Genomic DNA, 25,548 nt, shown 5'->3' with positions numbered 1-25,548 from the left:
TTAAGTCATCAATAAATTGGATAGACCAATCGGCGCCCGCCACCTCTAATAGGAACCCTGCATAACCGCACGATTGAGGATCTACCCATGAGCCGTATGCGTGATATTAACCAATGGAAAGAATATATCGAGAGCTGCTTGGATTTTCGAAGCGAGGAAGGCATCTATCGCATTGCCCGTGATATGTTCACGGAGCCAGAACTTTTCGATCTGGAAATGGAATTGATTTTCGAAAAAAACTGGATCTATGCCTGCCACGAAAGCGAGATCCTAAACAAACACGACTTCCTTACAATGCAAGCAGGCCGTCAGCCACTTATTATTACGCGTGATGGCGAGGGCAAGTTAAACGCTTTGATTAATGCGTGCCAACACCGTGGCACTACTTTGACTCGCGTCGGCAAAGGTAATCAGTCGACTTTTACCTGCCCTTTCCATGCTTGGTGTTATAAGAGCGATGGGCGACTTGTAAAAGTCAAGGCACCTGCTGAATATGGGGAAGACTTCGATAAAGCCACTCGTGGATTGCAGAAAGCCCGTATCGAAAGTTATAAGGGTTTCGTCTTCGTCAGCCTTGACGTGAATGGCACTGATTCGCTTGAAGATTACTTGGGCGATGCCAAAGTATTCTTCGATATGATGGTCGCCCAATCGCCCACTGGCGAACTGGAAGTGCTGCCGGGCAAATCCGCCTATACCTACGATGGTAATTGGAAGCTGCAAAACGAGAATGGTCTTGATGGCTATCACGTCAGCACTGTCCACTATAACTATGTGTCGACCGTGCAACACCGTCAGCAAGTTAACGCCTCCAAGGGGCATAACGCCGGCGAATTCCTCGACTACAGCAAGCTAGGCGCAGGGGATGCCGAAACCGACGATGGCTGGTTCGCCTTCAACAACGGCCACAGTGTCTTGTTCAGCGACATGCCGAACCCGGAGGTTCGCCCAGGGTACGCAACCATTATGCCGCGACTGGTGAAGGAATACGGCCAGGACAAAGCCGAGTGGATGATGCATCGCCTACGCAATCTGAACGTCTATCCGAGCATGTTCTTCCTTGATCAGATCAGCTCACAACTGCGGATCATCCGACCGATTGCGTGGAACAAGACTGAAATCAACAGTTTTTGTCTTGGAGTGAAAGGCGAGTCCGATGCCGACCGCGAAAACCGCATCCGCCAATTCGAAGACTTCTTCAATGTGTCCGGCATGGGAACTCCCGACGACCTCGTCGAGTTTCGTGAAGCGCAGCGTGGATTCCAGGCGCGCCTGGAGCGCTGGAGCGACATCTCCCGTGGTCGCGACAAGTGGACAACAGGACCGACGAAAAACACGGACACCATTGGCATTTCTCCCGCCATGATCGGGGCCGAATTTACACATGAAGGCCTATACGTGAATCAACACGGCAACTGGCAGAAGTTCCTGCTCAATGGTCTGGCGCGCAAAGCAGCCGATGCCCAAGCGCTGAAGTTGAAGGAGGTATAAGGCAATGAACGTCGAACTTCAGTATCAAATAGAACAATTCCTTTACAAGAAAGCAGAGCTTTGCGATGACCAGGATTGGGACGGCTACCTCGCGCTATTTAGCGAAGATAGCGTGTTCCACCTTCCCCAATGGGATTCCGAGCACATCTACACCACCGACCCCAAGCGCGAGATGTCGCTGATTTATTATCCCAATCGCGGGGGCCTGGAAGACCGGGTATTTCGAATTCGTACAGGCAAAGCGGCCTCTGCGACACCGCTGCCAAGGACATTGCATCAAATAAATAACGTGCGGATTAACCCGTTGGAGGGTGGCGATCTTGAAGTGCGCGTTAATTGGCAGACTTTGTATTACCGCCAGTCCTTGTCTGAGCAATTCTTCGGGCGTGCTACCTACACGCTTCGACCGCATGGCGATAGCTGGTTGATCTCCAAAAAGCACAGCGTGCTGCTGAATGACAAGATCAATTCAGTGCTGGATTTCTACCATATTTAAGTCCGAGAAAGGTTAAATCATGTACAAGGTTGCGTTGAACTTCGCCGACGGTAAAACACTGTTTTGCCCCGTCCAGCCTAACGAAATTTTGCTGGACGCTGCGCTCAAAAGTGGGATCAAAATCCCTCTGGACTGCCGCGAAGGGGTTTGCGCGACCTGCCAAGGCCGTTGTGAATCCGGAAGTTACACTCAGGATTACGTAGACGAAGAGGCCCTTTCCAAACAGGACTTAGCGGATCGCAAGATTCTATCGTGCCAAACAAGGGTGTTGTCCGACGCATCCTTCTATTTCGACTTCGACTCGACACTGTGTGGAAGTACTGGAACCTCGGAATTGATAACGACTGTCACTGACGTCATTCAAGTGTCTGATAGCACCGCAATATTGAAGGTAGAGTTGGCCTCCGGTGCTGCTCCACTCAATTATCTACCCGGCCAATATGCGCGCCTGCAAGTGCCGGGCACCGGTCACAGTCGCTCCTATTCGTTTGCCTGTGCACCCGGAAGTAGAACACTTGAATTTCTGGTTCGGCTTCTACCCAGCGGGGTCATGACCGACTACGTGCGCGATCGTTGCAAAGTAGGCGACATCATCAAGATGGAGGCGCCATTGGGAGCCTTCTACCTAAGACATATCGACCGTCCGGTGTTGATGGTCGCAGGCGGAACCGGACTGTCCGCCTTCCTCGGCATGCTCGACCAGTTGGCAGAGCAAGGTGGGGCCGGGTTCCCTGTCCATCTTTTCTATGGCGTCAGGACAGAACAGGACCTGTGCGAGATTCCGCGTATCGAGGCGTATAAATCAACGATTCAAGCCTTCGATTTCACACCGGTCCTCAGCAATGCCGCTGACGATTGGCAGGGTAAAAAGGGGTTTATTCCTGAACACCTCGCCCCCTTTGAGGATTCAGACAGCCCCTTTGACCTGTATATGTGCGGCCCTCCCCCAATGGTAGAGTCTGTAAAAACCTGGCACATGGAAAAAAAACTTACTTTCGTCAGAATGTATTTTGAAAAGTTTACGGAAAGCAATACCTAGGTTCATTCAAACACTGCCGATAACGCGGGGAAGACTTCCCTGATTTGCATTGTTTTAATGATTAGCGGCACCGCAAGCCCAGCTGATTTTATTGACTGCTAGTTATGTACGCAGGTTATTTATGTCCACTTTATCAGTAAAAATAGAAAGCATTGAGGCGCTTACTCCCCGCATTCGACGCTTGGTATTAGTTGCTCATGACGGTAGGCGGCTGCCTGAATTTACCCCAGGCGCCCACCTTGAGCTGCACATCCCAGGTGATAGAAAGCAAAAGCGTGCCTATTCAATCGTGAATGTGTCGGCAGGCGACCACTATGAAATAGCCGTGCAACTCGATGACAAAAGCACGGGAGGTTCGAAGTGGGTACATACACTTACTGAAGGTCAAGTCATTGAGGTAGAAACACCTCGCAATCATTTTCCACTGGTCGACGAGGCGAAACACATACTGTTGATAGCCGGTGGAATCGGTATTACACCGATGCTGAGCATGGGCCGCGCACTGCAAGCGTCCAAAAAGGCTTTCACCCTGCATTACGCTGGCCGCGATGCCACCCACATGGCGTACCTGGATGAAGTCCAGTGTTTGGGCAACAGCCAATGCTGGATAAGCGGCGGAGACGCCAGCAAACGTTTTGCCGCATCCACTGTATTGGCGACACCATCCGAAGGCACTCATCTGTATATATGTGGCCCCGTAGAGATGATCACCTCGGTCATACAAATCGCTCGGGAACTTGGCTGGCAGGAAGATCACATCCATTACGAACTGTTCGCCGGTGCCCTTGAAGAAGATGGCGACCAAGCGTTTGAAGTAGAACTTCGCGCCAGTGGAGTAACGCTTGCAGTGAACACAGGCCAGACCCTCTTGGACGTGATGATCGAGGCAGGCCTGGACCCGATGTTCGACTGCCGACGTGGTGATTGCGGAGTATGCGTAACTCAAGTCATTGAGGGTGAACCCGATCACCGTGATATCTGCCTGTCTGATCGCGAGCGCTCCGGCGGCGCCTTCTGCACCTGTGTTTCTCGTGCCAAGACTGCCAAGTTGGTACTTGACCTCTAATAAGTAAAGGAGCGAACAATGATTCCCAGCAATGAACAAATTGCCGATTTGATCCGGCCCGACAGCGTTCATAAAAGCGTGTACACCGACCCTGTTCTCTTTCAACTCGAAATGGAGCGAATTTATGGGCATGCCTGGATTTATGTGGGCCATGAGAGTCAAGTAAAGAACCCTGGCGATTACCACACAACCCGGATCGGCGACCAGGATGTGGTGATGGTTCGTGCGCCTGACGGCAAAGTAAACGTCCACTACAACCGCTGCCCTCACAAAGGCGCAAAGTTGGTGGCGGACGGTGACGGCAATGTCGGCAAATTCTTCCGCTGCCCCTACCACGCCTGGACATTCAAGTTGGACGGCACTCACCTGTCGGCGCCGCTGAAGAGCGGCTTCGAGGGCACATGCTATGACCCGAAACATCCGGATTTCTCCATGGCCAGTGTGGCCAGGGTCGATAGCTACCGCGGCTTCGTATTCGCCAGCCAGGCGTCCTACGGCGAAGACCTGAAGACGTTCCTTGGCGGCGTCGTCAGCTCCATCGACAACATGTGCGACAGATCTCCGGTGGGTGAGCTTGAAGTAGCGGGCGGTATTTTCCGCGTCCAACAACGTTCCAATTGGAAAGTTTTCTACGAAAACCTCCACGACACCATGCACGCACGTGTCACCCACGAGTCATCAGTCGATGCAGCTCGGGAACAGGCTGAAGCCATCGGCGAGATGCCGTTCGAACTGCTGATCATGGATGGCAATGGCGAGCCCTATGACTTCTGGGAAAAGCTGGAACTGCGCGCCTACCATAATGGCCATGGCTACATGGAGGCGATCTTCGATCCGGATGCCGCCGAGAAGGACGAAGTTTCCCGCGCGCACTTTGAATGTTTGAGCGAAGCCTACGGAGCGGACCGCGCCCGTGAAATCATGGGCATGAACCGCCATAACACCGTGATTTACGGCAGCGGATCGCCTCATACCGTCTTCATGCAATTTCGGGTTATCCGCCCGGTTGCTGTCGATAAAACCATGGTGGAGATCCAGACGTTCCGCTGTAAAGGTGCCCCAGATGTAGTGTTCGATCGGGCACTAACTTACGCCAACGTCATCAACTCCCCCTCTTCCAATGTCATGCCGGACGACGTTGAAGTGTATGCACGCTGCCAGGAGGGCAACATGACCCGAGGCGGCAACTGGATCAGCATGCACCGTTATGTCGGCACCGACACCCTTCTTGAAGACGGTGCAGTCTCTACCAATGGCACCAGCGAACTGCCCATGCGTAATCAGTTTGCAGCCTGGAAAAAGTTCATGACCGGAACAATTATCGCCAAGGAGAGCAATAATGTTGCTTGACCGCGCTTTCAACGTAAATACATCCGACCTCAAGCCTGCACTTGCCGAAGAAGCCACCCTTCGCTCGGTCGAGCAGTTTCTGTTTAAGGAAGCTCGTCTGCTGGATACATGGAAGTTCTGGGAGTGGGACAAACTCTTTACCGACGATGGCATGTATTGGGTGCCGCAAAAGCATAACCAGGTAAATCCTTTCGATCATATTTCTCTGTTCTGGGAAAACCGCATGCTGCGCGAGACGCGTATTCGTCGCGTGGAGAATGCGCGTAACTGGTCACAGCAACCACAAACTCAAACAGCGCACCTGGTTGGGAATGTGTGCATCGAAGGTCTGGACGAGGATGATTACCTTGTGGTCAGCGCGGTGTTCCAAGCCACGGAATGGCGCTTGGATCAACGTCAGCTCGCCGGGCGTTACACCTACAAACTTGCCGGCAATAAAGTGGAAGGTTGGAAGATCAAGCTCAAGCGTGTTGACCTGGTCAATTGCAATGATGTGTTTGCCAACCTGGAGGTATTTGTCTGATGGAGCGGCCCGTGGTTATCGCGCTCCACTATCAGAATGATGTCCTGCATCCGGAAGGACGTATCAAGGTAGGCATGGACGAAGATGGGGCCGTTCGCGCGAATCTGATTGCCTCTGCGACGGCATTACTTCGTGGCGCGCGATTAAACGGCTGGCCCATCCTCCATGCGCGTGTCGCGTATCGAGGTGATTACTCCGACTTGATTGCCAACGCGCCCATCTTGAAGAACGTAAAGAAGATAGGTGCCGTGATTGACGGCACGTGGGGCGCCGAATTCCTCGACGCGTTGAGCCCCCATGAAAACGGCAGGGAATTCATCATTACCCACAAGCGGATCAATGCGTTTTACGGGACGCATGGGGAAGCACTTCTAAACATGCTTAACGCGAGGACGCTGATCATTGCCGGCGTGGCAACTCATTCGGTAGTGGAAAGTACCGTAAGGCACGCCGTGGACTGCGGTTATCACGTAGTCGTCCCTGCAGATGCCTGCTCTGCCGCAGAACCGGCGGCGCATCAAGCGTCGATTAATAGCATGAGCTTAATCGCTGAAATTTCCAGCGTTGACCAATTGTTCAAGGTGCAATCATGAGCCTGACAGGAAAAGTCGCAATCATCACGGGAAGCACCCAGGGACTTGGTCTGGATATTGCTAAAGTCATGATAGCCCAAGGGGCGGAAGTCATGCTGGTTGGTCGCAACGCCAGTGCCGGAAGAACATTATGCGACGAGCTGGGTCCATGGGCTTCCTATACAGAGTGCGACGTGGAAAACGATCAAGATATTGATAAGTGCATTGACAATACAATCAATCAATTCGGGAAAATTGATATTCTGGTCAATAACGCATGTATCTACACTGATTTGGGCATCCAGTCTTCAAGGGAAGATTGGCACAAAAGCCTGAACGTCAACGTCATCTCTGCCGCCATCTTCGTGCAAAAAGTATCTCCGCTTCTAAAGCCTGGCAGCACGATAGTGAACATCACCAGCACGGGTGGGAAATTCGGTGCAGCAGGCCGCGCACTCTACCCTGCGTCTAAAGCCGCGATGCTTCAATTGACCAAGAATTTCGCCGTGAGCTTGGCACCCAGGGGCACGCGCGTGCTGAGCGTCTCACCGGCGTGGACCTGGTCCCCAACCGTAGCCAACCTGACCAATAACGATATTGCGCTCGCTGACCGCGTCGGCGCTGACTTCCACCCTCTAGGGCGTATCGGACGCGGTGAGGAAGTCGGGAATGTGGTCGCTTTTCTCTGCACACCCGGCGCCTCTTGGATGACCGGTGTGGATATACCTGTAGATGGAGGTTTTTCCATCCTGGGTCCAGACAGAGGTATATCACCTCGTGTGTGGTTCCAGCGTCATTCCGATTCTCAATAGTTTGATCGAGAGGAACATAAAAATGGGCGAATTCATCGGTATCCAGACCCTGGACAAAGCACAAACGTTTCGCGGCTATCTTGCTGTTCCCGCGAGCGGAAAAGGCCCGGGACTGGTTCTTGGTCAGGAAATTTTTGGCGTCAACGCAAATATGCGGGCCGTTGCAGACCTCTATGCTGAAGAGGGATATGTGGTACTGGTGCCCGACCTGTTCTGGAGAATGGAGCGGGACGTCGACCTCGGTTACACGGAACAGGATTTTGCAAAAGCGATCGATTTCTTCCAGCGCCTGGATTTGGATCTGGCTGTTGATGATATTTCTGCATGCTTTGCCAAGCTCAAGACCCTGGACCAGGTCGAAGGTGATGACTTGGGTTTCGTCGGTTTCTGCATGGGCGGCAAACTGGCGTATCTCACGGCCACACGCACCAAGGCTGCTTGCTCCGTCGGTTTCTATGGCATGGGTATCGAAAACTATCTCGACGAAGTGGATAACATCCAGGGGCGGCTGGTTCTTCATTTTGCCGAAAACGATGCTTACTGCGACGCCCGAGCCCGCGCCAAAATCAGCTCAGCATTAAAAGGCAGTAAAGGCTCGGAGATCTATGTCTATCCGAATGTCGACCATGCTTTTGCACGTGTAGGTAGTGACCACTTCGACAAACCCGCTGCCCTTATGGCCCACGAAAGAACCATCGCCGCGTTGAAGCGGGAGATTGGTCCAAACTTCAACCTTTCTGATTTGTGGGACGAGCATGTAAAGCATGAGTTCGATACTCGGGACGTTCCTGCAACGATGGCAACCATGGTCTCGGAACCCTACGTCAACCACATTCCGACGATGACTGGTGGGGTTGGCAGCAAGCAACTGAGTCGTTTTTATCAGCACCACTTTGTCCACGGAAACCCGCCGGACATGAAACTGATCCCCCTTTCCCGGACGGTCGGTGCGCTCCAGATCGTCGATGAATTCATCATGTGTTTTACCCACACGACGGAGATCGATTGGATGCTCCCGAACGTGGCGCCTACCGGAAAGTATGTCGAAATCCCCATGCTGGGGGTCGTCCGATTCAGGGGCGACAAGCTCTATCACGAGCATATTTACTGGGATCAAGCGAGTCTGCTGGTCCAGGTCGGTCTTCTTGACCCGAAAGGCTTGCCTGTCGCAGGCGTGATCACTGCGCAGAAGCTTCTGGATGAGGCACTGCCTTCGAATACGCTGATGAATAATTGGAAGAATAGCGAAGCCTTGTAATGCGCCGCTGGAGAGTCCTAAGGACAGGGACGCGCAGCCCATATCCAGTTCGTTACTTCAACAATAATTTACTGCGCAAACATGACCCATAGGTGTGCTGCAATGACCGACTTAGCCCTAAAAGACCTAAAAATCTACCACCCTTATATCAATGGTAAATCCTGGCAGAGCGAAGACCAGCCGGAACAGGTCGTGATTAACCCCTACACCCAAAAAGCTATTGCACGTGTGAAGCTTGCAACGGCAGCAGACATCGATAGCGCTATCGCGTCAGCCTTCGAGGCGCAAAAGGCCTGGGGGAAAACCCTCGCCAAGGAGCGCGAAGCCATTCTCTGCCGTGCTGCGGACATCATCGAACGTCGTCGAGGCGACATTGCGAAGATCCTCATCGAGGAAGGTGGCAATGTGTTCGGCAAAGCCATGTTCGAATGCGACTACATGGTCAGCACATTTCGTATAGCGGCAGGACAGGCGCGGGATATCCGTGGCGAAACCATGCCTGCCGATGGTGCGGGTCGTATCTCGATGTCCATAAGGCAGCCGCTGGGTGTCATTGCGGGCGTTGGTCCTTTTAACGCACCGCTGCTCTTGAACGGGAAAAAGCTTGCACCAGCCCTGGCCGCCGGGAACGCGTTCCTAATGAAGCCTGCCCCGCAAACCCCGCTGATTGGTTTGCTCTTCGCTGAGATTCTGGAAGAAGCCGGCGTCCCTCCAGGCGTGTTCAGCGTGCTGCCCACTACCAATGAAGCGTTAGGGGATAAGTTCTTCTCAGACAAACGCGTGAAAATGGTGACCTTCACGGGGTCGGCGAAAGTCGGTCGGTACCTGTCCGAGCTGGCAGGGAGGTTCCAGAAGCGAATTGTCCTGGAACTTGGCGGCAAGAGTCCCATCGTCATCCTCAATGATGCGAAGCTGGACTATGCCGTCAGCGCCGCTGCATTCGGAATTTTCTTCAACCAGGGCCAGGTGTGCATGGCCAACTCCCGGATCATTGTCGAAGACGGCATTTATGAGGCGTTTTGCACTGCGTTCGTTGAGAAAGTCCGCTCCATTCGGTGCGGTGATCCTACCGACCCCACCACGATAGTGGGTCCACTGATAAGCGCCAACCAGTGCGAATTTATCCGTGGTCAGATCGACGACGCCATTGCCAAAGGTGCAACTCTGCTGACGGGTGGTGAATATCTGGGAAACCTGTTCCAACCCGCCGTATTGACCGACGTCACGCCGTCGATGGCTGTCTATGATGAAGAGAGCTTCGGACCGTTGGTTTCCATCTACAAGGCCAAAGACTTCGAGCACGCCATTGAGCTGGCAAACGATACTTCCTACGGCCTTTCTTCAGGCATCGTGACAAACGATCTTCAGAAGGCATTCGATTTCGCACTTCGTATCGACGCGGGTTCGGTACATATCAATGATAATTCTTTTGACGACGACCCCAATGCGCCTTTCGGAGGTTTCAAGGATAGCGGTCACGGTAAGGAAAATGGTCGTTATTCAATTCACGACATGACCGAGCTTAAGTGGGTGACTTTACAACTGGGGGAGCGTGCCTTCCCTATCTGATGAGCAATGTATGGCCCCATCCTGTCGGATTGGGGCCATTGCACTAAACCACACAGTCGCTGGAGATGGGTTTCAGAAGACGGAAATAATGAGCACTGAGCGAGAACTACTATTTCCGAGAAATTTTACGCGTAAAAAATCGTTTAACTGGAAATGGAGTGACCTCACCGAGTTGGTCAACCGAGGAAAAAGCTAGCGTGAATAGCTAGTTTTGATTTTTTGATAGTCGGTGTGAGGCCTACCCATTAGGAATGGAAGTCCGCCGCAGATGAGCGTTTATGTTTTCAATCCACATAGCAAAAGCTTCTATCGCCCTGTAGACGCAGCATTGCGCTGGTGCAATCTCACTCGCTACGAATCCCAAATAGTTCAGGCGGATTGGTCTCAGCCCGAGAAGCTTGCAGTCCTATTTCCCCAATGGCCCAATCTTCACATGGCTTTCGAAAGGATTTTAGACGCCATACGCAATGGTGAGCTGCCGTATGGCTGTCTCGGCATTTCTGTTCCTTTGGGAAGCTATGTAGAGCCCTATCAACTGACCATACGCCATTCGGACTTACGCCGTTGGATGGAGATTCATTACCCCGACCACAAGCCCAGTTTCTTATTCGAGTCTGGTGAAGATGCGCCTTCAAAGGTCAGTCTAGGAACTTTTCTCTCCTTGAAAGCAGATCGAGATGAGTTATCGAGAGCGTTCAAAGCGCAACAGCATCGCATTCAAGAAATCTTGGGAGAGCTCCAGTCGATTGGACTTGAAAGAGATGATCTCAAAGCCTTGGCCAAAACGAATGGTCAACTCAGCGAGCGCAGCGAACTGACCTATCACAACATCATTGGGGCATTGGTCAGCCTTCTCTTGGACCGTTCGCCTGCCGGAAAACCTCTTTCGGTATTCACGAATCAAGCAGCCATCGTTGACGCCATTGTCGCCCGCCACAAAGATGTCCCCGGCCTCAGCAAGCGCACGCTGGATGAAAAGTTTGCCGTGGCCAATCGTAGCCTCAAGAAAAACAACTGATCCAGTCAATTGCGTTGCAATGGGCTTGATTGCAATGCAATGACTCATCCCGCCTTGTGCGATTCAATCCATGTCACTTCCCACCACGCGCCAATTGGCGCCAGGAGTGACTAACATGTCCAACCAACCTGTCACCTCAGTTGAAGCACCTCAACCCCAACGCCACATCATGCGACGTGACGAGGTTGAACAAAAAACCGGCTTCAAACGTGCGCACATTTACAACCTAATGAAGGAAGGCAAGTTTCCGCGGGCGAAGCGTATTGGACTGCGCGCAGTTGGCTGGGACTCACTGGAAATCGAGCACTGGATTGCAGAACGCCTTTCGCGACAGGAGTGAGGTGATGCACGTGGTCTCTGTGGTTTCCACCAAGGGTGGGGTAGGCAAAACTACAGTAGCGGCCAATCTTGGTGGTCTGTTGGCCGACGCTGGCCTGCGTGTTCTGCTCTTGGATCTGGATAGCCAACCCACCCTCTCCAGTTATTATTCATTGAGCCAGAAAGCTCAGGCAGGTGCGTACGAGCTCATTGCACTCAATCTAACAATACCTGAACGAATAATTTCTAGGACTGCAGTCGTCGGTCTCGACCTGATTTTCTCCAACGACGATCAAGGTCGACTGAGCACCTTGTTGCTGCATGCCCCTGACGGACGACTGCGCCTGCACAATTTGCTCAACGAGTTGTGTCTCAATTATGACCTGCTTTTGATCGATACTCAGGGAGTACGCAGTGTACTGGTGGAAATGGCAATCCTGGCCTCCGATCTCGCCCTCTCTCCCATCACGCCGGAAATGCTCGCTGCCCGCGAAATGCGCCGGGGCACCTTGACGCTACTGAGTGAGCTCGAACCGTTTCGCCATCTAGGTATAGACCCGCCGCCGTTACGGCTCTTACTAAACCAAGTGAACGTCAATCGACTGGACACCCAGATGATCATCCGGAGCCTGCGGGCGACTTTCGCAGAGGCTACCAATATCTCGGTGCTAGACACTGTAATCCCGGACAGGGTGGCGTATCTCAATGCCGCCTCCCTCGGCTTACCGGTCCACCGAATAGACGCTCGCCCGTCGAGTAAACGCCGACGCTCGCAATCTGCGCTAGAAGTCATGCAGGCGCTGGCCATCGAATTATTCCCTGAATGGCGTGAAGCGATCTCTTCGGTAATGAGGTGTGCGGAGCCTCGATAAAAAATCACCCAATCAGCATTTCACCGATTTTTTTGTTTGATCGACCTTGAAGCAAATAGAGCTTGGTAAGGAGTTTTCTAATGTTGGATCAGTTTCCTATCGTTGTTCAGCCTTCCATTCGACCACGCGACGCGGCTTGCGAGGAATACTGCACCGTGGTTTTTCGTTTGCAAGGTGGGCGCTCGGCAATGGTGTGGTTCCTCGCAGAACTCTCCGAACATTTCGAAGGTTCAGGGACTGCCGAAATCGTGAAATTCGAGGTCGGTGACCATTTACATAGCCGACGTTAACCGAGGCGGTTGAGATGAAGAAGCTCAGTCAGGAGGAAATCACCGACAAGCTGCACCAGGACCACTTCACTCGAGGTCCAGAACTGGAACGCCTGTCCGATCCCGTCATAGACACTCCCATGCTGGTCACTCTGGAACAGTTACGTCCCTACGAACACAACCCACGCTTCATTCGTAACCCGCTTTATGACGATATCAAGGCATCGATCCGTGAACGCGGGCTGGATCAACCGCCACCGATTACCCGTCGCCCGGGTGAAACCTCTTTCATCATCCGCAACGGCGGTAATACGCGCTTAGCAATTCTCGGCGAGCTGTGGCAGGAAACTCGCGACGAGCGTTTCTTTCGGATTCACTGCCTGTTCCGACCTTGGAGCAATGAAACCAACACCCTACTCGGCCATCTGGCGGAAAGCGACCTGCACGGCCAACTCACGTTCATCGAAAGGGCCCTGGCAGTAGCCAAACTCAAAACCATGCTTGAGTCGGATGGCCCAGAGCTCTCACAACGGGAGCTGGCTCGACGTCTTGCCGCTGGAGGCTATCCGGTTTCGCAGTCGCATATCAGCCGGATGCTGGATACCCTCGAACACTTATTACCTGCCATTCCACAAACTCTGTATGCCGGCTTGGGTAAGCCTCAGATAGAACGTCTGATCGGTCTACGTAGTCAGGCTGAGCGAACCTGGAACCGCTATCCAACCGCCACAGTCGCGTTTGCAGAGTTCTGGCTGGAGACAATGGGCTACTTCGATAGCGATCCTGAATCTTTTGATCTTGAGCAGATCCAGGACGAATTGCTCGAACGCATGAGCCACTTTCTCGGACAGTCCTACCGTATGCTGGCCCTGGAGCTGAGCGATACCCAACGGGGCGTCTCTACGCCTTGGGCTGTCCCCACCACGCCCTCAGAAAGCAGCCATCGGCCAAGCGTGCATGAAACTGCGGCAGAGTTGCCCTACTCCGATACAAAACCCGAATCAACTGATGCCAAGAGCAAGATAGAGCCAATTTCAAAGGAACGGCTCAACGAACCCGAAACAAATACTTTACCTGCGGTCAGTCACCTATCACGCGTTCAACAGATTCGTGAGCAAATCGATCGCGAGATCATTACCGAAGCGGAGTCTTCATTCGAAACTTGCACAATCGACGACCTCTGGACCATCGCACCAACGCTGGATACGCCCGAACAACTGCGTTTAAGCATTGCAGGACTGGCTCGGGAAATGGCGGCCTATGCCGGAGATGCCGAGTGCATCATAGATCAAAAGCATGGCTTGGGCTTCGCGTTGGACATTGAGCGACTCGATCTTTCAGCACCTCGCTCGACCGGCGTTCACCTAATGCTCCTGGCCCTGCTACGCGCTCAAGACGAGGTGAACTGGGAAGATCGCAAGCAAATACCTTCCGCACTATTCGGGCAACTGTTGTTAGGGGTCTATCAACTCTATCTGCCAGATCGACCAGTCACGGACGTGGGGCTGGAGCGACTGCCTGACAGTCTGTTAATTAAGCTGTTTCGCCTGATACGCCTGGCCCGACGTCTAATCGACTTAACGCTTCCCCCTGAAGCGGAGTCACCGGAGAAGTTGCTATGAGCTTGTCTTTCAATGTGCTCAACCAAGCCATGCTGACTCAGGTGCTGCATGAGCTGCGCCTGGGTAATCTGCAACGCTGCAAAGCACTCGGACTGGGTGAGGACGACATCTATCTGTTGCAATCCTTACCGCCCACCACGCTGTCGCGCCTGGCCCATGCCACAGTGTCATGGGTCGAGGTCAAGATCGACTCGTCGTTGCTGCATCGGTTGATCGAGCAAGCCGAACGCGACGAGCAGAACGAGCGCTTGATCAATCGCGCGCTCAAGCTAGGCGCCAGCAGCACTATCATGTACCAATGCTTCGGCTTGGCGCATTCGGAAACCGCCCTGCGCCGAAGACTACTCAAGATAGAAACCCGTAAGGGCCGCCCTCAGCATTTGAGCGAAGCGCAGGAACATGCGCTTTGGCAGCGTTGGTGCCAGCTACGCGCTCAAGACGGTACCGGGGATCAGCTCGACGCCATGATGATGCTGGCGGAAGAGCAACAAATCAGCTTGACTATCGTTTGGCAGCAGATCAACCAATACAGCAACGGAACATGAACACCGCACTTTCCAGTCGCTGGCAGCGTGTCCTGCAGCAATGCACCCAGCAGCTGAGTGACCGCAGGCCCGCACGCGCTACCACTGAACAACCATCCAACCAGGCTCTGCAGACTGGCTTTCTGTTCAGTGGCCAATCACATGAAGTCGTGCCGCGTCGCCTGCTGTTGGATCATCGGCTGACACCATTGGAACGTAATGCCTGGCAGGTATTTCGACTCATGCTCCAAGGCCAGGGCGTGATCACACCGCGCTATGAGGATTTGCAGCCTTACCTCTCTAGCGTGCCCTACAGCGCGTCAACCTCACGTGAAACCATCGCTCGCGTCTTGACGATGCTCAGGCTGACGCGCTGGCTCAGCTTGGTGAGTCGCGGGCGCGATCAGCTCAGCGGACGCCTGCAAGGTTCTCTGTACGTCCTGCACGATGAGCCGTTAACCCCCGCCGAAGCCATGGAACTGGATCAGGAGTACCTCGAGCTGGTCGGACATGCCCTCGGTCATGCGACCAAGGCTGTACGCATTGTCGCTCAGCATGTTCTGGAAGAAGTTCGCCAGGACACTCGTATCGATTTAGGTCAGCTACCCACACGGCTCGATAGTTGGGGCGAACACTGGATGCAGCAAGGATTGGATCAGGCAATCGACGCCAGCATGCGCGATTCCGAACTGGGGGAAGATCACCTTGTTCGGAATCGTGTGGTACCTCGTTCGGATTCCGAACCGAGCCTGAACACCAATGTTTCCGGCGCTGTTCGGAATCCGAACGCCGCCTGTACCGTATTAAAAGAAAGTACTTGTACTGTACCGCGCGCGACCCCGGCGGTGGATAACCTGCACTGGCCCGATTCGCTGCACATGAGTCCAAGCGAGCGTCAGGCCGTTGCCGTGGCGCTGAACAAGCTCAAACCCGCGGATCGTCAGGCGGTGCTCAATGAAGCGGGGGCACGCTGTACGGCTGGAGGTATCCGCAAGCCAGCGGCGTATCTGATGGGTCTGATCCAGCGCGCACTGAACGGCGATTTTCGGCCTTGGGCAGGTCAGATAGCGCCCTCACCCGTTACCGAACCGCCCCCCAATGCACCATTACGCCCACCCCGAAAGCAGGGTCAACCCGCCTCCGCCCTCGCCCAAGCGTGTCTGAATGAGCTGCGGCAACTGCGCGGAAAACGCCCTGGACCTCAGTAGATTTGATGCCAGTGGCATCAAATCTACTGAGGTCTAATGGGAGTTCGCAAAGGATCGAATCTGCGCAGTCCGGCCGTTACAGCCATCGCCATCCCTGGAAATGATGCCACCGACGTCACTCACGAACGTCTCCGAAAATAACCCGATCAAACCGAACAGACCGCATTCAGCTTTTTGGCTGCCCTTGACCCTCATCTGTTGCAACGTTTCCGTCCAAGCCAACGCGAGGACAACATTGTGGCCGACCACTATCAACTCAATCTGGGTTCATTGCGCAGCAGCATCACCCTGACCCTGCACACTCACCACGCCGCCCGTATCTGGCAAGGTCGAAACGCACGTGAAGGCGTCCACTCGATCATGGGCATGGCCGGCTACATCAGTATCACCAACCTGATCAAACAAACCGCGGCCCAGGACGATCCCTATGCCGACTGGGCCATGGTGCAACTCGAAGAAAAACTGATGCAGGCCAAGGCTGGGATGCTGGAACTGACCCAACAGCTGGATCGGATCAGGCAGGACCTACCGACACAGATCGACATGGGCGACAACCTCAACATCCACCCCGTCACCTTGCCGTTGTACATCGGCAGCCAGCTGGGTTTTCTGGCGGTCTACTTGCTGACCGACTACGACACCCTGGTACGTCGTACCCTATTGGCCCATCACACAGCCCTGATTGGCCGCGTCGACATGGAAGCCTGGATCGACGACGGTGCCCATCTGCTGCGTAGTCTGTTCGGTCAGGCACAGCGCTATCGGCATGCCGGCGTCACGCGTGATGACATGGCGGCGAACAACGCCCGTGCCCTGGCGGCCATCGAGAAGTTGGGTTTGCCCCCGATGGACATTCTTGAGGGTCATCGCCGCTCCCAGTTCGCGCCACCGATCATTCGTCGTGGTGCTGTGCCAGTGAATGACAATGACGCGCCGGCAGAGGAAGCAGAAACCCCATCTGCGACAGTGGATGAGTCGGAGGACGAAGGATGAATCCCATGATCCCGGCTCAACCAATGCCCTTCGAAGCATTGACACCGGATGCCTATCGACAGCTCGAACACGCCGCCTCCCTAAAAGGCCTTTTAAAGCCCTTTAAGGGTAAGGGGGAGTTGGAGCACCTGGCGCAGGTGGCGAGGGAAATAGAGGCGCAGTTATGTCACCTGATGGAGGCAGTGGTGCAGCAGACCGGACAGCCCCCTTACTCACTGCTGGAAATTCGATTAGTGCTGCAGAGCACCAGTGCGGGCAGCTCCTTTTTGCGTTGGCGCACCCGTGACTTCGCCCGCATGGGGGTTGCGGTCTGGGAACACCAGGTCTGCAACAAAGCCCTGCCGCAGGTCGTACGCGAGGGATTGCACCGTTTCGAATGCGATCGCATTGCACTGAACCTACAGATGAGTGTGGTCCATTCGCTCTACCGCCAGGCCTCGACCTGTGCGATCAAAATAGACAGCGCCGAACGGCTGCTGCGCCAGTTCACAACCGCAGTGGAGGTATCACGATGAGTACTTTTTTCGTCGGCGAAGGCAATATCGGCAGTGCGCCAGAGTTCCAAGAATTTCCATCAGGCAATGACGAGCCACGGCGCTTGCTGCGGCTGAATGTCTACTTCGACAACCCCGTGCCACGCGAGGGCGGCTATGAAGATCGAGGCGGTTATTGGGCGCCGGTTGAGCTCTGGCACCGCGAGGCTGAACACTGGAGCACGCTGTACCAGAAAGGCATGCGCGTGCTGGTTGAAGGCCGCTCCGTGCGCGATGAGTGGGAGGACAGCGAAGACAACGCACGGGTCACCTTCAAGATCGAGGCCCGCCGCGTCGGTATCCTGCCTCATCGCGTGCTCAGCATGGTCATGCGGGACCGCTCCAGTGAACCGTCGTCATCTGCCTCACCCGCCGGGCAAAATACAGAGCAGGCCAGTTCACCTGCGTCGAAACCCAAAAAGCGCAGAGGATAGCCACCTACGGGCTGACAGACTTCAGACATAAAAATTGCGCCTTTGCGCGAAGTTGCTGGCCTATTATTACTCGCTGCTCGTGAAGACCCACACTGTCGTCCATGCTAAAATGGAGGAGCAGTCTCGGATCTTCAAGGCTGCCCTCGCCGACTAATATGAGGAACCTGCCATTCAGGTTTCTCATATCTCGCCACCGCTGTTTTCAACAACGCTGCTCCGAACTCAATCCGGAGCAGTTCTATGCGTCTCTTCCTCTGCGAGAAACCTTCCCAAGGTCGTGACATCGCCAAGGTTCTCGGAGCCAGCCGGCGCAGCAATGGCTGCCTGATCGGACCCGAGACTATCGTCACCTGGTGTTTCGGCCACCTGCTGGAGACAGCACCGCCTGAAGCTTATGGTGAACAATTCAAGAGTTGGTCGCTGGATCATCTACCGATCACTCCCGCGCAGTGGCAGGTCGAGGTCAAACCCAAGACTGCGGCACAGTTCAAAATCATCAAGCGCCTGCTCAGTGAAGCGACTACCGTCGTCATCGCCACCGACGCCGATCGCGAAGGTGAAATGATTGCCCGCGAATTGCTGGAGCTCTGCAAGTATCGGGGCCCTGTTCAGCGCCTCTGGCTGTCCGCACTCAACGAGACGTCAATTCGCAGGGCACTGTCCGCGCTGAAGTCTGGTCAGGAGACCTTCCCGCTCTACCACTCCGCCCTCGCCCGTAGCCGCGCCGACTGGCTGATCGGCATGAACCTGAGTCGTTTGTTTACCCTTCTTGGTCGGCAGGCGGGCTACGACGGTGTACTGTCGGTTGGGCGCGTCCAGACACCCACTTTACGTCTGGTGGTCGATCGGGATCGTGCGATTGCCAGCTTCGTCTCGGTGCCCTACTGGGAAGTGGAGGTGCACCTGTCCTCCATGGGGCAACCATTTATCGCGTCGTGGTTACCACCCAGCTTAGGACAAGATGAAGCCGGTCGTTGCCTGCATCAGACGCTTGCCCGTCAGGCAGTCCAAACAATTATTGACGGTTGCGCCGCCACAGTTCTCTCATTGCAGACTGAGCATTTCCGCGAAGCGCCGCCCCTTCCCTTCGACCTGAGCACCCTCCAGGAGATCTGCTCGCGCAAGCTGGGACTCGGCGTTCAGGAAACCCTAAACATCGCCCAAGCCCTGTATGAAACCCACAAAGCCACCACCTACCCGCGCAGCGATTGCCGCTATTTGCCAGCAAGTATGTTCGACGAGGTACCCGCGGTATTCGATGCTCTGCTCAAAACGGATCCCGTACTGCGGCACGCACTCGCAAGCCTCGATCGATCATTGCGGTCACGGGCGTGGAACGATGCCAAGGTCACTGCGCACCACGGCATCATCCCCACCACTGAGTCGGCCAACCTTGCGCGGATGTCTGAACTAGAGCGCCAAGTCTACGAACTGATCCGTAGCCACTACCTCGCGCAATTTCTCCCGCACCATGAGTTTGATCGGACCCAGGTCGAACTGGAGTGTGGCGCAGAGCGATTGACCGCTGTTGGCAAACAGATCCTGGTTCCGGGCTGGAAAGGCTTGCTCTACGAAAACACCGAGGAGGATGAGCCCAATTACAAGTCCCAAGTCTTACCCGTCTTGCAACAGGGTACGCAGTGCGCAGTGGACGACGTCGAACTCAAGTCCATGCGCACCGCCGCCCCCAAACCTCTCACTGAGGGCGATCTGATCAAGGCGATGAAAAATGTGGCCAAGCTGGTCAACGATCCACGCCTGAAACAGAAACTTCGGGACACCACCGGTATCGGTACCGAAGCCACGCGTGCCAGCATCATCAAGGGATTGATTGATCGCGGTTATTTGCTGAAGAAAAAACGCGCCTTAATGGCCTCGGCGGCTGCCCATACCCTGATCGAAGTGGTACCAATAGCGGTTGCAGATCCGGGTATGACCGCGATCTGGGAGCAGGCGCTGGACGAAATCGAAGCGGGACGTCTGACCCTGGATGCATTCGTCGCCAAGCAGGCAAACTGGATTACGCAATTGGTCGAACACTATGGATCGCTCACCTTGTCGATACCGATCAAAGCCGGGCCGACCTGCCCCATGTGCAATGCATCAATGATCAAGCGAAAGGGGAAATCAGGGCCGTTCTGGTCATGCTCCCGCTACCCAGACTGCAAGGGCACTGCCCCGATCAAAAAAGATACGCCTCGCCCATAACGCGCCATTGGAGGTCAACATAAGCATTGGGGTCAATGTAGTGGTCAGTGCATCATCAACGGTGACTGATCCCTCTCTAAGTCGATTAAGGGTTGTCCGATTTCACGGGCCAGGGCGATGCCTGTCGAAATCCATATCTGCCCCAGTTCGTTGAACGCTTTCAGGTGATCAGGATTTTCGTTGAGCCAATGAACAAGGCTGTCGAAGTGTTCGGGGTTCTCCGGGCAATCATGGATCTTGATGAACAGCTCCAGTGTTCGATCCCAGATCTGATCCATGACGTTCTCGCTCTTCTCTTCCATGCTCAACCGTTCCTCAGTTTGGCCCTTTCAGACCGCTCATTCTCACTGACCACCTCGGACTCTGATTCCTGGAGGAATAGAAGCCACGTCGCCTTACACAGCGATTTCAGCCAATATAACAACCCTATAAGTCGATACTCAACCTATAAGGATGTTCATGTCAACGGGTCTTTGCTCAACCATTCGGGTTGAACTGGAGAACTCATCACTTGGCACATAAACATCCAACCCAAGCCCAAATCGGGCGCATGATCGCGAAGCACCGCAGCGAGCGTAATCTGACTCAGGAAGAGGTGGCTGAACGCTTGGGGATCGGCAGCGAAGCTGTATCGCGTTTAGAGCGAGGTGTGGTGGAGCTTTCCGTGGTCAAGCTGATGCAACTGGCGGATATCTTCGACTGTCGGATGGATGAACTGCTGACGGCGTCGAGCAATCGCCCCAATGACCAGGGCCAGATGATCGCGAGTCTGCTGAACGGTCTGAAAGAAAGCGACCGTGCCTTTATCTTGTCAACCGTCGAACAATTAGTCGCTCATCTTGCCAACAAGTGAGTTCATTCACTCGCATCCGATACCGGGGTCTTTGAGGCGGCGCACTCTGCCTTGACGTCGTCCCACCCTCTCTGCTGTAGTGCCTAAGGATCATCGCCAACCGCGACCCAAGACCGATTCGCTCCGGGCAGCTCGGTCAGACTCTTAGAGTTCGGAGCCTTCTCCTCTGCGGGATTTCGTTCCCGTTTTGTGCTCGACCTGATCGTCGTGGCGGATGACCACTGTTGCCTCTACAAGGCAACAGCGGTCATCCGCCTCGGCGATCGTATTCAGTCCCGGAGCCCACCGGGGAAACACTGGGCACCCTTTGTGCGCGGATGCGTGCCAACAGGTTCCGACCCAGGCCACGACAAGGGTCGGTTGGCGAATCATGGCGCAGTTAAACCAGGTTTTGCGAGAAGCTTGTCGACTGCGTAGGACCGCCAAAGGTGGCTTTTCTCTTCCTCGCCTGGCACCCCGCCAGGCCAGCTCTTCACTTTCTTCAGTCCAGTGACTACCACTATATTCCAGGCATAAAAAATCGGGTTGCAGCGTCTTGACGCTCCCCTGTGACAAGCTTATACAAAGGGCGTGGTTCGCTGTCGTTGACAGCCCAGCCCAGGTAGCTTGAACCTACAAGGCTACGCCACGTTCGTGGTGGTTTACCCAAGTGCGATCAGCGTTCGGAAGCTCGCGCGGTTACCGCTTCAGCGGTGATGAATGCCCACTACCCCCTGCCAGCGGATCACCACCGCGGACGTTTCTCTGCTGCACCGCTATTCCCCCAGACGCATCGTTCTGATCGTCATCGGCTTGCCGGTGGCGAGTCGTTCATTGCTCACCTTACCCACCCTGACGGGGGCTCACTTCCCCGTCAGGGATTGTGCGCCGCCGTTTTCCCTAGAAACAGGAGAACCACCATGGCCCATGCCAACCAATCCCAAGAAGCGACCACTTACTTCAACCTCCACACCGTCGGTATCGGCTACCTCAACCGTGTCCGTGAAGTACAAGTCCGTCGCGGTCAGCCATTCATGGCCTGCGATATCGCAGCCCTGCACGGTGCCACCGATGCGGTGGAGTACACCCGCTTCGACTGCAAAGTCGCTGGGGGCGAAGCTGAACGCTTGATTCGTCTCTATATGGACGCCGTCAAAGCCGAGAAAAAGGTCTTGCTGTCGTTCCGTATCGGCGACCTGTGGATCGATCCGTTTCTCTACGAGAAAGGCGATAAACAAGGCCAACCGGGCGCCAGCCTGAAAGGTCGTTTGCTGTTTATTGACTGGATCAAGGTCAACGGCACGTTCGCATACAAAGCGCCCGCCAGGCAGGAAGCAACAGCACCTGCTGAGCAAGCGCCAAACAGTGAGCAATCCCCACCATCGGCTGATGCCGAAGCTGAGGAGACCGAAAACCCAACAGAGGCTCGGGTCAAACCTGAATCTCCACCCACTCCCCTCACGGCCCGCCGTGATGCCACCCGTACTGTTCAGTCCGCCTGAACAGTCCACGATGTTTCTCATCAAGGCGCTCCGTCGAGCGCCTTTTCTTCTATACACACGGGGGAACCCCCATGGAATCCTTCTGGCTTTGCGACGACTGCCTGTTCGCTGCGGCTTACGAGGACTACAGCACGCTATCGCTCTACTATACGACGAATGAAATCGAGAAACGCATCGCCGCGATGCAACATGGGTTAGTTCGGCTGATGCCCTTCAGCGCCGACTTCGATCCCGACGCCGGCTGGGGAATAAAAGCCTTTTCCTCGTTGCCCTGCGACAGCTGTGGTGCACACCTACACGGTCAACGCCACCGGTTTACTCGGCTGTAAATAGCACACCACCTGTTAACGCCCGCGACTCCACATCCACCTCGGGGATACCACTCCCCTCGGGCGTGTACCCCTGATTGTTCCCTTCGGAGGTACCGCCATGAACACCCAACTCACATTGATTGAGACCTCGGATTTCGAGGCTGTTCGCATTATCCAAGAAAACCAGCTGATCGACGAAGCGCTGCATATTCTGGATCGTCGGCTGTTCGCCCGCGGCCCTATCCTGACGTCGCCTGACACTGTGGCCTCATACCTAAAACTGCACCTTGCGCAACAAGAGCATGAAGTCTTCGGTGTGATCTTTCTCGATGCCAGGCACCGGGTGCTGGCATTCGAAGTCCTCTTTCACGGCAGCATTGATGGCGCCAGCGTTTACCCCAGACAGGTCGTTAAACGCTCATTGGCGCATAACGCTGCGGCCGCCATTTTTGTTCACAACCACCCCTCAGGGTGTACGGAACCCAGCCAGGCAGATCGCGTCTTGACTGCACGGCTGAAGGAGGCCTTGGCCTTGATCGAAGTGCGTGTACTGGATCACTTCATCGTGGGTGAAGGTCGTCCTCTCTCCCTTGCCGAACATGGCTGGCTTTAACCCTCACAGGCGTCTTCGGGCGCCTTTTCATTCTGGAGAGCCCTCATGAACCTCACACACCAGGCCCCAGCCCTACTGGTGGCCTCAAATCCATTTGCTCGCGGTTACGACAACCTGCATATCGAACGGCTGCTACTGATCACCTACGAAAACGACTGCCCCCCTGCTTTCGACCCGTGCACGACTCACAGGCCCATCTGCCCGACGATGAACTGCAACTGTTCCCCTGCCTGTTAAATGACGATTTCGCCTTGATCAGCGAAGGTCAATCCATTCCTGAAGAGTTGGATGAACGCTGCCAGTCCACCGGACTGGTGCGCCAAGTGATCTACGCCGTGATGGGCGAGATGTTCAACGAGCAGCATCACGTCGGCGATCTGTACTCCCTGGAAGAAGCCCAAGCCATGGTCCATCGCTTGCGCTTCGAAACGGGACACTACAGTCGAGCCTGGGAGATCAGTACCGCACACCTTCCTGAAGAAGCGATGTTCTATCTGGAAGGGTGGGTAAGTCACTCCGCTCCGAGGCAAATCGGTCTTTTGTTCGAACTTTTCGCGTTGCCGGATTGCTGCGGCATCGGTTGCAAGTTGATCGGCACACCATGGACGGACGAGAACTTGCTGAACATTGAGGACAAACGTTATTCAAGCTTGAGACAAGAGCAATTTGACGCCGGCACACCGGAAGCCCTAGTCACGGTGTTATACCTGGCGGCATTGGCGGATGTGCGATTGTTGATCTTCGACCCCAACGCCACCGTCTTGGATGGACTCGCCATTTTTGATGAGTAACAACGCGTTCTGCTTTAACACGACCCGCTTTGAATCAACTTTCTCACTGAATCGCTCCTTCACCTCATGTCAGGTTCTGCACTGAGTCTGACATGAGGTTTTTTCCATGGAGCGTTTTTTCACCCCTGTCTGCCTACTGGGTTTGTTGAGCGCCTGCACCGCGCAAATTCCCACCCCATTGCCGCCCCATCCAGAAATCGGCAGCGGCTCCAATCAGGCCCCGCACTCGAGGGGTACAGCCGAAGAAAGCCATCCGGCGGAACTTCGCTATGGCCGCTACACGCTGGTCAGCACCGAGCCCACCACGGAACAACGCAATCTTCTTGCCCAAATCATTGACGTGAGCATCCCGTCCAGCCTGAGTCCTTCGGTGCAGGATGCGTTGCAGTACGTATTGCGACGCTCGGGCTATTCGCTCTGCCCCGCTACTGCGTCGGTGAGGGTGCTCTTTACTCGGCCCCTGCCCGCGGCTCATTTCCGGCTCGGCCCGCTCTCTTTGCGCAACGCGCTACAAGTGCTAGCTGGGCCCGCCTGGCAACTCACGACCGATGAAGTCAGCCGTTCGGTCTGCTTCGAACAGCAGAAAACGGAGGCTGGCGTCGTGCGGGCCACACCAAGCTCATCCCATCAGGCGGAGGCACATCCATGAAAGCCTCGACGTTTCAAACCCTCATTATTGGATTGCTTTGCCTGGCGGCCTCCGGGCTGAGTGGTGGATTGTATAACCAGTATCAGCGCGTGGCGGAACTACAGAGCACGAACACGCAATACCGACAAACCCTGGATACCCTGCAACGTGATTCAAGCGCCCTCAAGGACACCCAGGAGAAGCTGCAGTACGCGCTGAAAGACCTGAAACAGATGGTCGATACCGGCGAGCAACAGGCCAATACCCTCGATCCGATGTTGGATCAGTGGGCGCAAGAGATACAGGAACTGCGCGATGGCCTCGCAGCCCGCGCCACCTTGGCAGACCTGACAGCGCTGCGCGCACGCCTTGAGCACGTCGAGCAGCAGCTCCTGGACCTCAAGGCTCAGCCTTCCCCCCCACCGTCGACGCCTTCCGCAACCAAACCGAAAAAGACCGCTCGCCCCAAACCTGCCCGACTGTCGCCACCGTTCTCGGTGTTGAGTGTCGAGTCCCGTGGTGGTGAGCATTTTCTGGCGGTCGCACCTCATGACAGTCGCTCTCTCACGGATGTCCGGCTGCTGCATAGCGGTGAGCAACTGGGGGCTTGGCACCTAAAAGTACTGGAACCGAACTCAGCCGTCTTCGCGGTGGCCACTCAGCCAGACCAGACCGTGCAAGTCCCTTGAGAAGCGA

Annotated in this window: 28 protein-coding genes and 1 pseudogene; 28 read left to right on the top strand and 1 reads right to left on the bottom strand. The window is 54.9% G+C overall.

The annotated features are described in order from the left end of the window. Nucleotides 1-87: 87 nt before the first annotated feature. From antA to CXQ82_RS14935, 21 genes are all read left to right on the top strand, one after another. The gene (antA, locus tag CXQ82_RS15045) at nt 88-1,491 is read left to right on the top strand and encodes an anthranilate 1,2-dioxygenase large subunit (protein WP_101270286.1); all 1,404 of its coding nucleotides are present in this window, start codon (nt 88-90) and stop codon (nt 1,489-1,491) included. 4 nt (nt 1,492-1,495) lie between these two features. Beyond that, nucleotides 1,496-1,987, top strand: coding sequence for an anthranilate 1,2-dioxygenase small subunit (antB, locus tag CXQ82_RS15040; protein ID WP_101270284.1), 492 nt, complete (start codon nt 1,496-1,498; stop codon nt 1,985-1,987). 16 nt (nt 1,988-2,003) lie between these two features. Further along, nucleotides 2,004-3,026, top strand: a complete 1,023-nt coding sequence (gene antC / locus CXQ82_RS15035) for an anthranilate 1,2-dioxygenase electron transfer component AntC (RefSeq protein ID WP_101270282.1) — start codon at nt 2,004-2,006, stop codon at nt 3,024-3,026. Between the two features lie 121 nt (nt 3,027-3,147). Beyond that, a complete protein-coding gene (locus tag CXQ82_RS15030) occupies nt 3,148-4,092 on the top strand; it encodes a PDR/VanB family oxidoreductase (RefSeq protein ID WP_101270279.1) in 945 nt (314 codons plus the stop codon). 18 nt (nt 4,093-4,110) lie between these two features. Continuing rightward, complete coding sequence (locus CXQ82_RS15025) at nt 4,111-5,442, top strand: aromatic ring-hydroxylating dioxygenase subunit alpha (protein ID WP_101270277.1); 1,332 nt, start codon at nt 4,111-4,113, stop codon at nt 5,440-5,442. Beyond that, entirely contained in the window at nt 5,432-5,965 is a 534-nt protein-coding gene (locus CXQ82_RS15020) for an aromatic-ring-hydroxylating dioxygenase subunit beta (RefSeq protein WP_101270274.1), read from the top strand. The genes CXQ82_RS15025 and CXQ82_RS15020 overlap by 11 nt, the downstream gene beginning before the upstream one ends. Before the next feature lie 11 nt (nt 5,966-5,976). Then, on the top strand, nt 5,977-6,558 hold the full coding sequence (locus CXQ82_RS15015) for an isochorismatase family cysteine hydrolase (protein WP_253397388.1): 582 nt from the start codon (nt 5,977-5,979) through the stop codon (nt 6,556-6,558). Then, nucleotides 6,555-7,349: an SDR family oxidoreductase gene (locus CXQ82_RS15010; RefSeq protein ID WP_101270269.1), complete on the top strand. Its 795-nt coding sequence runs from the start codon at nt 6,555-6,557 to the stop codon at nt 7,347-7,349. The genes CXQ82_RS15015 and CXQ82_RS15010 overlap by 4 nt, the downstream gene beginning before the upstream one ends. 22 nt (nt 7,350-7,371) lie before the next feature. Next, on the top strand, nt 7,372-8,607 hold the full coding sequence (locus CXQ82_RS15005) for a dienelactone hydrolase family protein (RefSeq protein WP_101270267.1): 1,236 nt from the start codon (nt 7,372-7,374) through the stop codon (nt 8,605-8,607). 102 nt (nt 8,608-8,709) lie between these two features. Then, nucleotides 8,710-10,176, top strand: coding sequence for an aldehyde dehydrogenase family protein (locus tag CXQ82_RS15000; RefSeq protein ID WP_101270265.1), 1,467 nt, complete (start codon nt 8,710-8,712; stop codon nt 10,174-10,176). Nucleotides 10,177-10,444: 268 nt separating this feature from the next. After that, nucleotides 10,445-11,194 carry a hypothetical protein gene (locus CXQ82_RS14995; RefSeq protein WP_101270262.1) on the top strand — a complete coding sequence of 250 codons (750 nt, stop codon included), beginning with the start codon at nt 10,445-10,447 and terminating at the stop codon, nt 11,192-11,194. Between the two features lie 115 nt (nt 11,195-11,309). Beyond that, complete coding sequence (locus tag CXQ82_RS14990; protein ID WP_101270259.1) at nt 11,310-11,534, top strand: AlpA family transcriptional regulator; 225 nt, start codon at nt 11,310-11,312, stop codon at nt 11,532-11,534. Nucleotides 11,535-11,538: 4 nt separating this feature from the next. Beyond that, on the top strand, nt 11,539-12,384 hold the full coding sequence (locus CXQ82_RS14985) for a ParA family protein (RefSeq protein WP_101270257.1): 846 nt from the start codon (nt 11,539-11,541) through the stop codon (nt 12,382-12,384). Nucleotides 12,385-12,464: 80 nt separating this feature from the next. Further along, entirely contained in the window at nt 12,465-12,674 is a 210-nt protein-coding gene (locus tag CXQ82_RS14980) for a hypothetical protein (protein ID WP_101270254.1), read from the top strand. A gap of 14 nt (nt 12,675-12,688) precedes the next feature. After that, the gene (locus CXQ82_RS14975; RefSeq protein ID WP_101270252.1) at nt 12,689-14,275 is read left to right on the top strand and encodes a ParB family protein; all 1,587 of its coding nucleotides are present in this window, start codon (nt 12,689-12,691) and stop codon (nt 14,273-14,275) included. Next, nucleotides 14,272-14,820 carry a DUF2857 domain-containing protein gene (locus CXQ82_RS14970; protein WP_101270250.1) on the top strand — a complete coding sequence of 183 codons (549 nt, stop codon included), beginning with the start codon at nt 14,272-14,274 and terminating at the stop codon, nt 14,818-14,820. The genes CXQ82_RS14975 and CXQ82_RS14970 overlap by 4 nt, the downstream gene beginning before the upstream one ends. Beyond that, the gene (locus tag CXQ82_RS14965) at nt 14,817-16,007 is read left to right on the top strand and encodes an STY4528 family pathogenicity island replication protein (RefSeq protein WP_101270247.1); all 1,191 of its coding nucleotides are present in this window, start codon (nt 14,817-14,819) and stop codon (nt 16,005-16,007) included. Before CXQ82_RS14970 ends, CXQ82_RS14965 begins: the two co-directional genes overlap by 4 nt. 237 nt (nt 16,008-16,244) lie before the next feature. Further along, nucleotides 16,245-17,000, top strand: coding sequence for a PFL_4669 family integrating conjugative element protein (locus tag CXQ82_RS14955; protein WP_101270242.1), 756 nt, complete (start codon nt 16,245-16,247; stop codon nt 16,998-17,000). Beyond that, nucleotides 16,997-17,515: a DUF3158 family protein gene (locus tag CXQ82_RS14950; RefSeq protein ID WP_101270240.1), complete on the top strand. Its 519-nt coding sequence runs from the start codon at nt 16,997-16,999 to the stop codon at nt 17,513-17,515. Before CXQ82_RS14955 ends, CXQ82_RS14950 begins: the two co-directional genes overlap by 4 nt. Continuing rightward, entirely contained in the window at nt 17,512-17,967 is a 456-nt protein-coding gene (locus tag CXQ82_RS14945) for a single-stranded DNA-binding protein (protein WP_101270238.1), read from the top strand. The genes CXQ82_RS14950 and CXQ82_RS14945 overlap by 4 nt, the downstream gene beginning before the upstream one ends. 240 nt (nt 17,968-18,207) lie before the next feature. Beyond that, nucleotides 18,208-20,175, top strand: coding sequence for a DNA topoisomerase III (locus CXQ82_RS14935; RefSeq protein ID WP_101270234.1), 1,968 nt, complete (start codon nt 18,208-18,210; stop codon nt 20,173-20,175). Between the two features lie 44 nt (nt 20,176-20,219). Here the strand turns inward: CXQ82_RS14935 and CXQ82_RS14930 are convergent, their stop codons facing one another. Further along, on the bottom strand, nt 20,220-20,477 hold the full coding sequence (locus CXQ82_RS14930) for a hypothetical protein (RefSeq protein WP_101270232.1): 258 nt from the start codon (nt 20,475-20,477) through the stop codon (nt 20,220-20,222). Between the two features lie 209 nt (nt 20,478-20,686). Between CXQ82_RS14930 and CXQ82_RS14925 the strand changes: the two genes are divergently transcribed. From CXQ82_RS14925 to CXQ82_RS14895, 7 genes and pseudogenes are all read left to right on the top strand, one after another. Then, the gene (locus CXQ82_RS14925; RefSeq protein WP_101270231.1) at nt 20,687-21,028 is read left to right on the top strand and encodes a helix-turn-helix domain-containing protein; all 342 of its coding nucleotides are present in this window, start codon (nt 20,687-20,689) and stop codon (nt 21,026-21,028) included. An 899-nt stretch (nt 21,029-21,927) separates the two neighbouring features. Further along, complete coding sequence (locus tag CXQ82_RS14920) at nt 21,928-22,509, top strand: STY4534 family ICE replication protein (protein ID WP_101270228.1); 582 nt, start codon at nt 21,928-21,930, stop codon at nt 22,507-22,509. 71 nt (nt 22,510-22,580) lie between these two features. Continuing rightward, the gene (locus tag CXQ82_RS14915) at nt 22,581-22,838 is read left to right on the top strand and encodes a hypothetical protein (protein WP_101270226.1); all 258 of its coding nucleotides are present in this window, start codon (nt 22,581-22,583) and stop codon (nt 22,836-22,838) included. 100 nt (nt 22,839-22,938) lie between these two features. Then, the gene (gene radC, locus CXQ82_RS14910; RefSeq protein ID WP_101270224.1) at nt 22,939-23,433 is read left to right on the top strand and encodes a DNA repair protein RadC; all 495 of its coding nucleotides are present in this window, start codon (nt 22,939-22,941) and stop codon (nt 23,431-23,433) included. Nucleotides 23,434-23,478: 45 nt separating this feature from the next. Then, nucleotides 23,479-24,224: pseudogene (locus CXQ82_RS14905) on the top strand (ABC transporter substrate-binding protein). A 106-nt stretch (nt 24,225-24,330) separates the two neighbouring features. Next, nucleotides 24,331-24,873 (top strand): PilL N-terminal domain-containing protein, encoded by a 543-nt coding sequence (locus CXQ82_RS14900; protein ID WP_101270222.1) that lies wholly within the window; start codon nt 24,331-24,333, stop codon nt 24,871-24,873. Beyond that, entirely contained in the window at nt 24,870-25,541 is a 672-nt protein-coding gene (locus CXQ82_RS14895) for a chemotaxis protein (protein WP_101270220.1), read from the top strand. Before CXQ82_RS14900 ends, CXQ82_RS14895 begins: the two co-directional genes overlap by 4 nt. The last annotated feature ends 7 nt before the right edge of the window (nt 25,542-25,548 follow it).

It is taken from the genome of Pseudomonas sp. S09G 359, assembly GCF_002843605.1.
Lineage (GTDB): Bacteria > Pseudomonadota > Gammaproteobacteria > Pseudomonadales > Pseudomonadaceae > Aquipseudomonas.
Note: the sequence above shows the minus strand (reverse complement) of the source record. Positions and strands in the feature narration are given on the sequence as shown.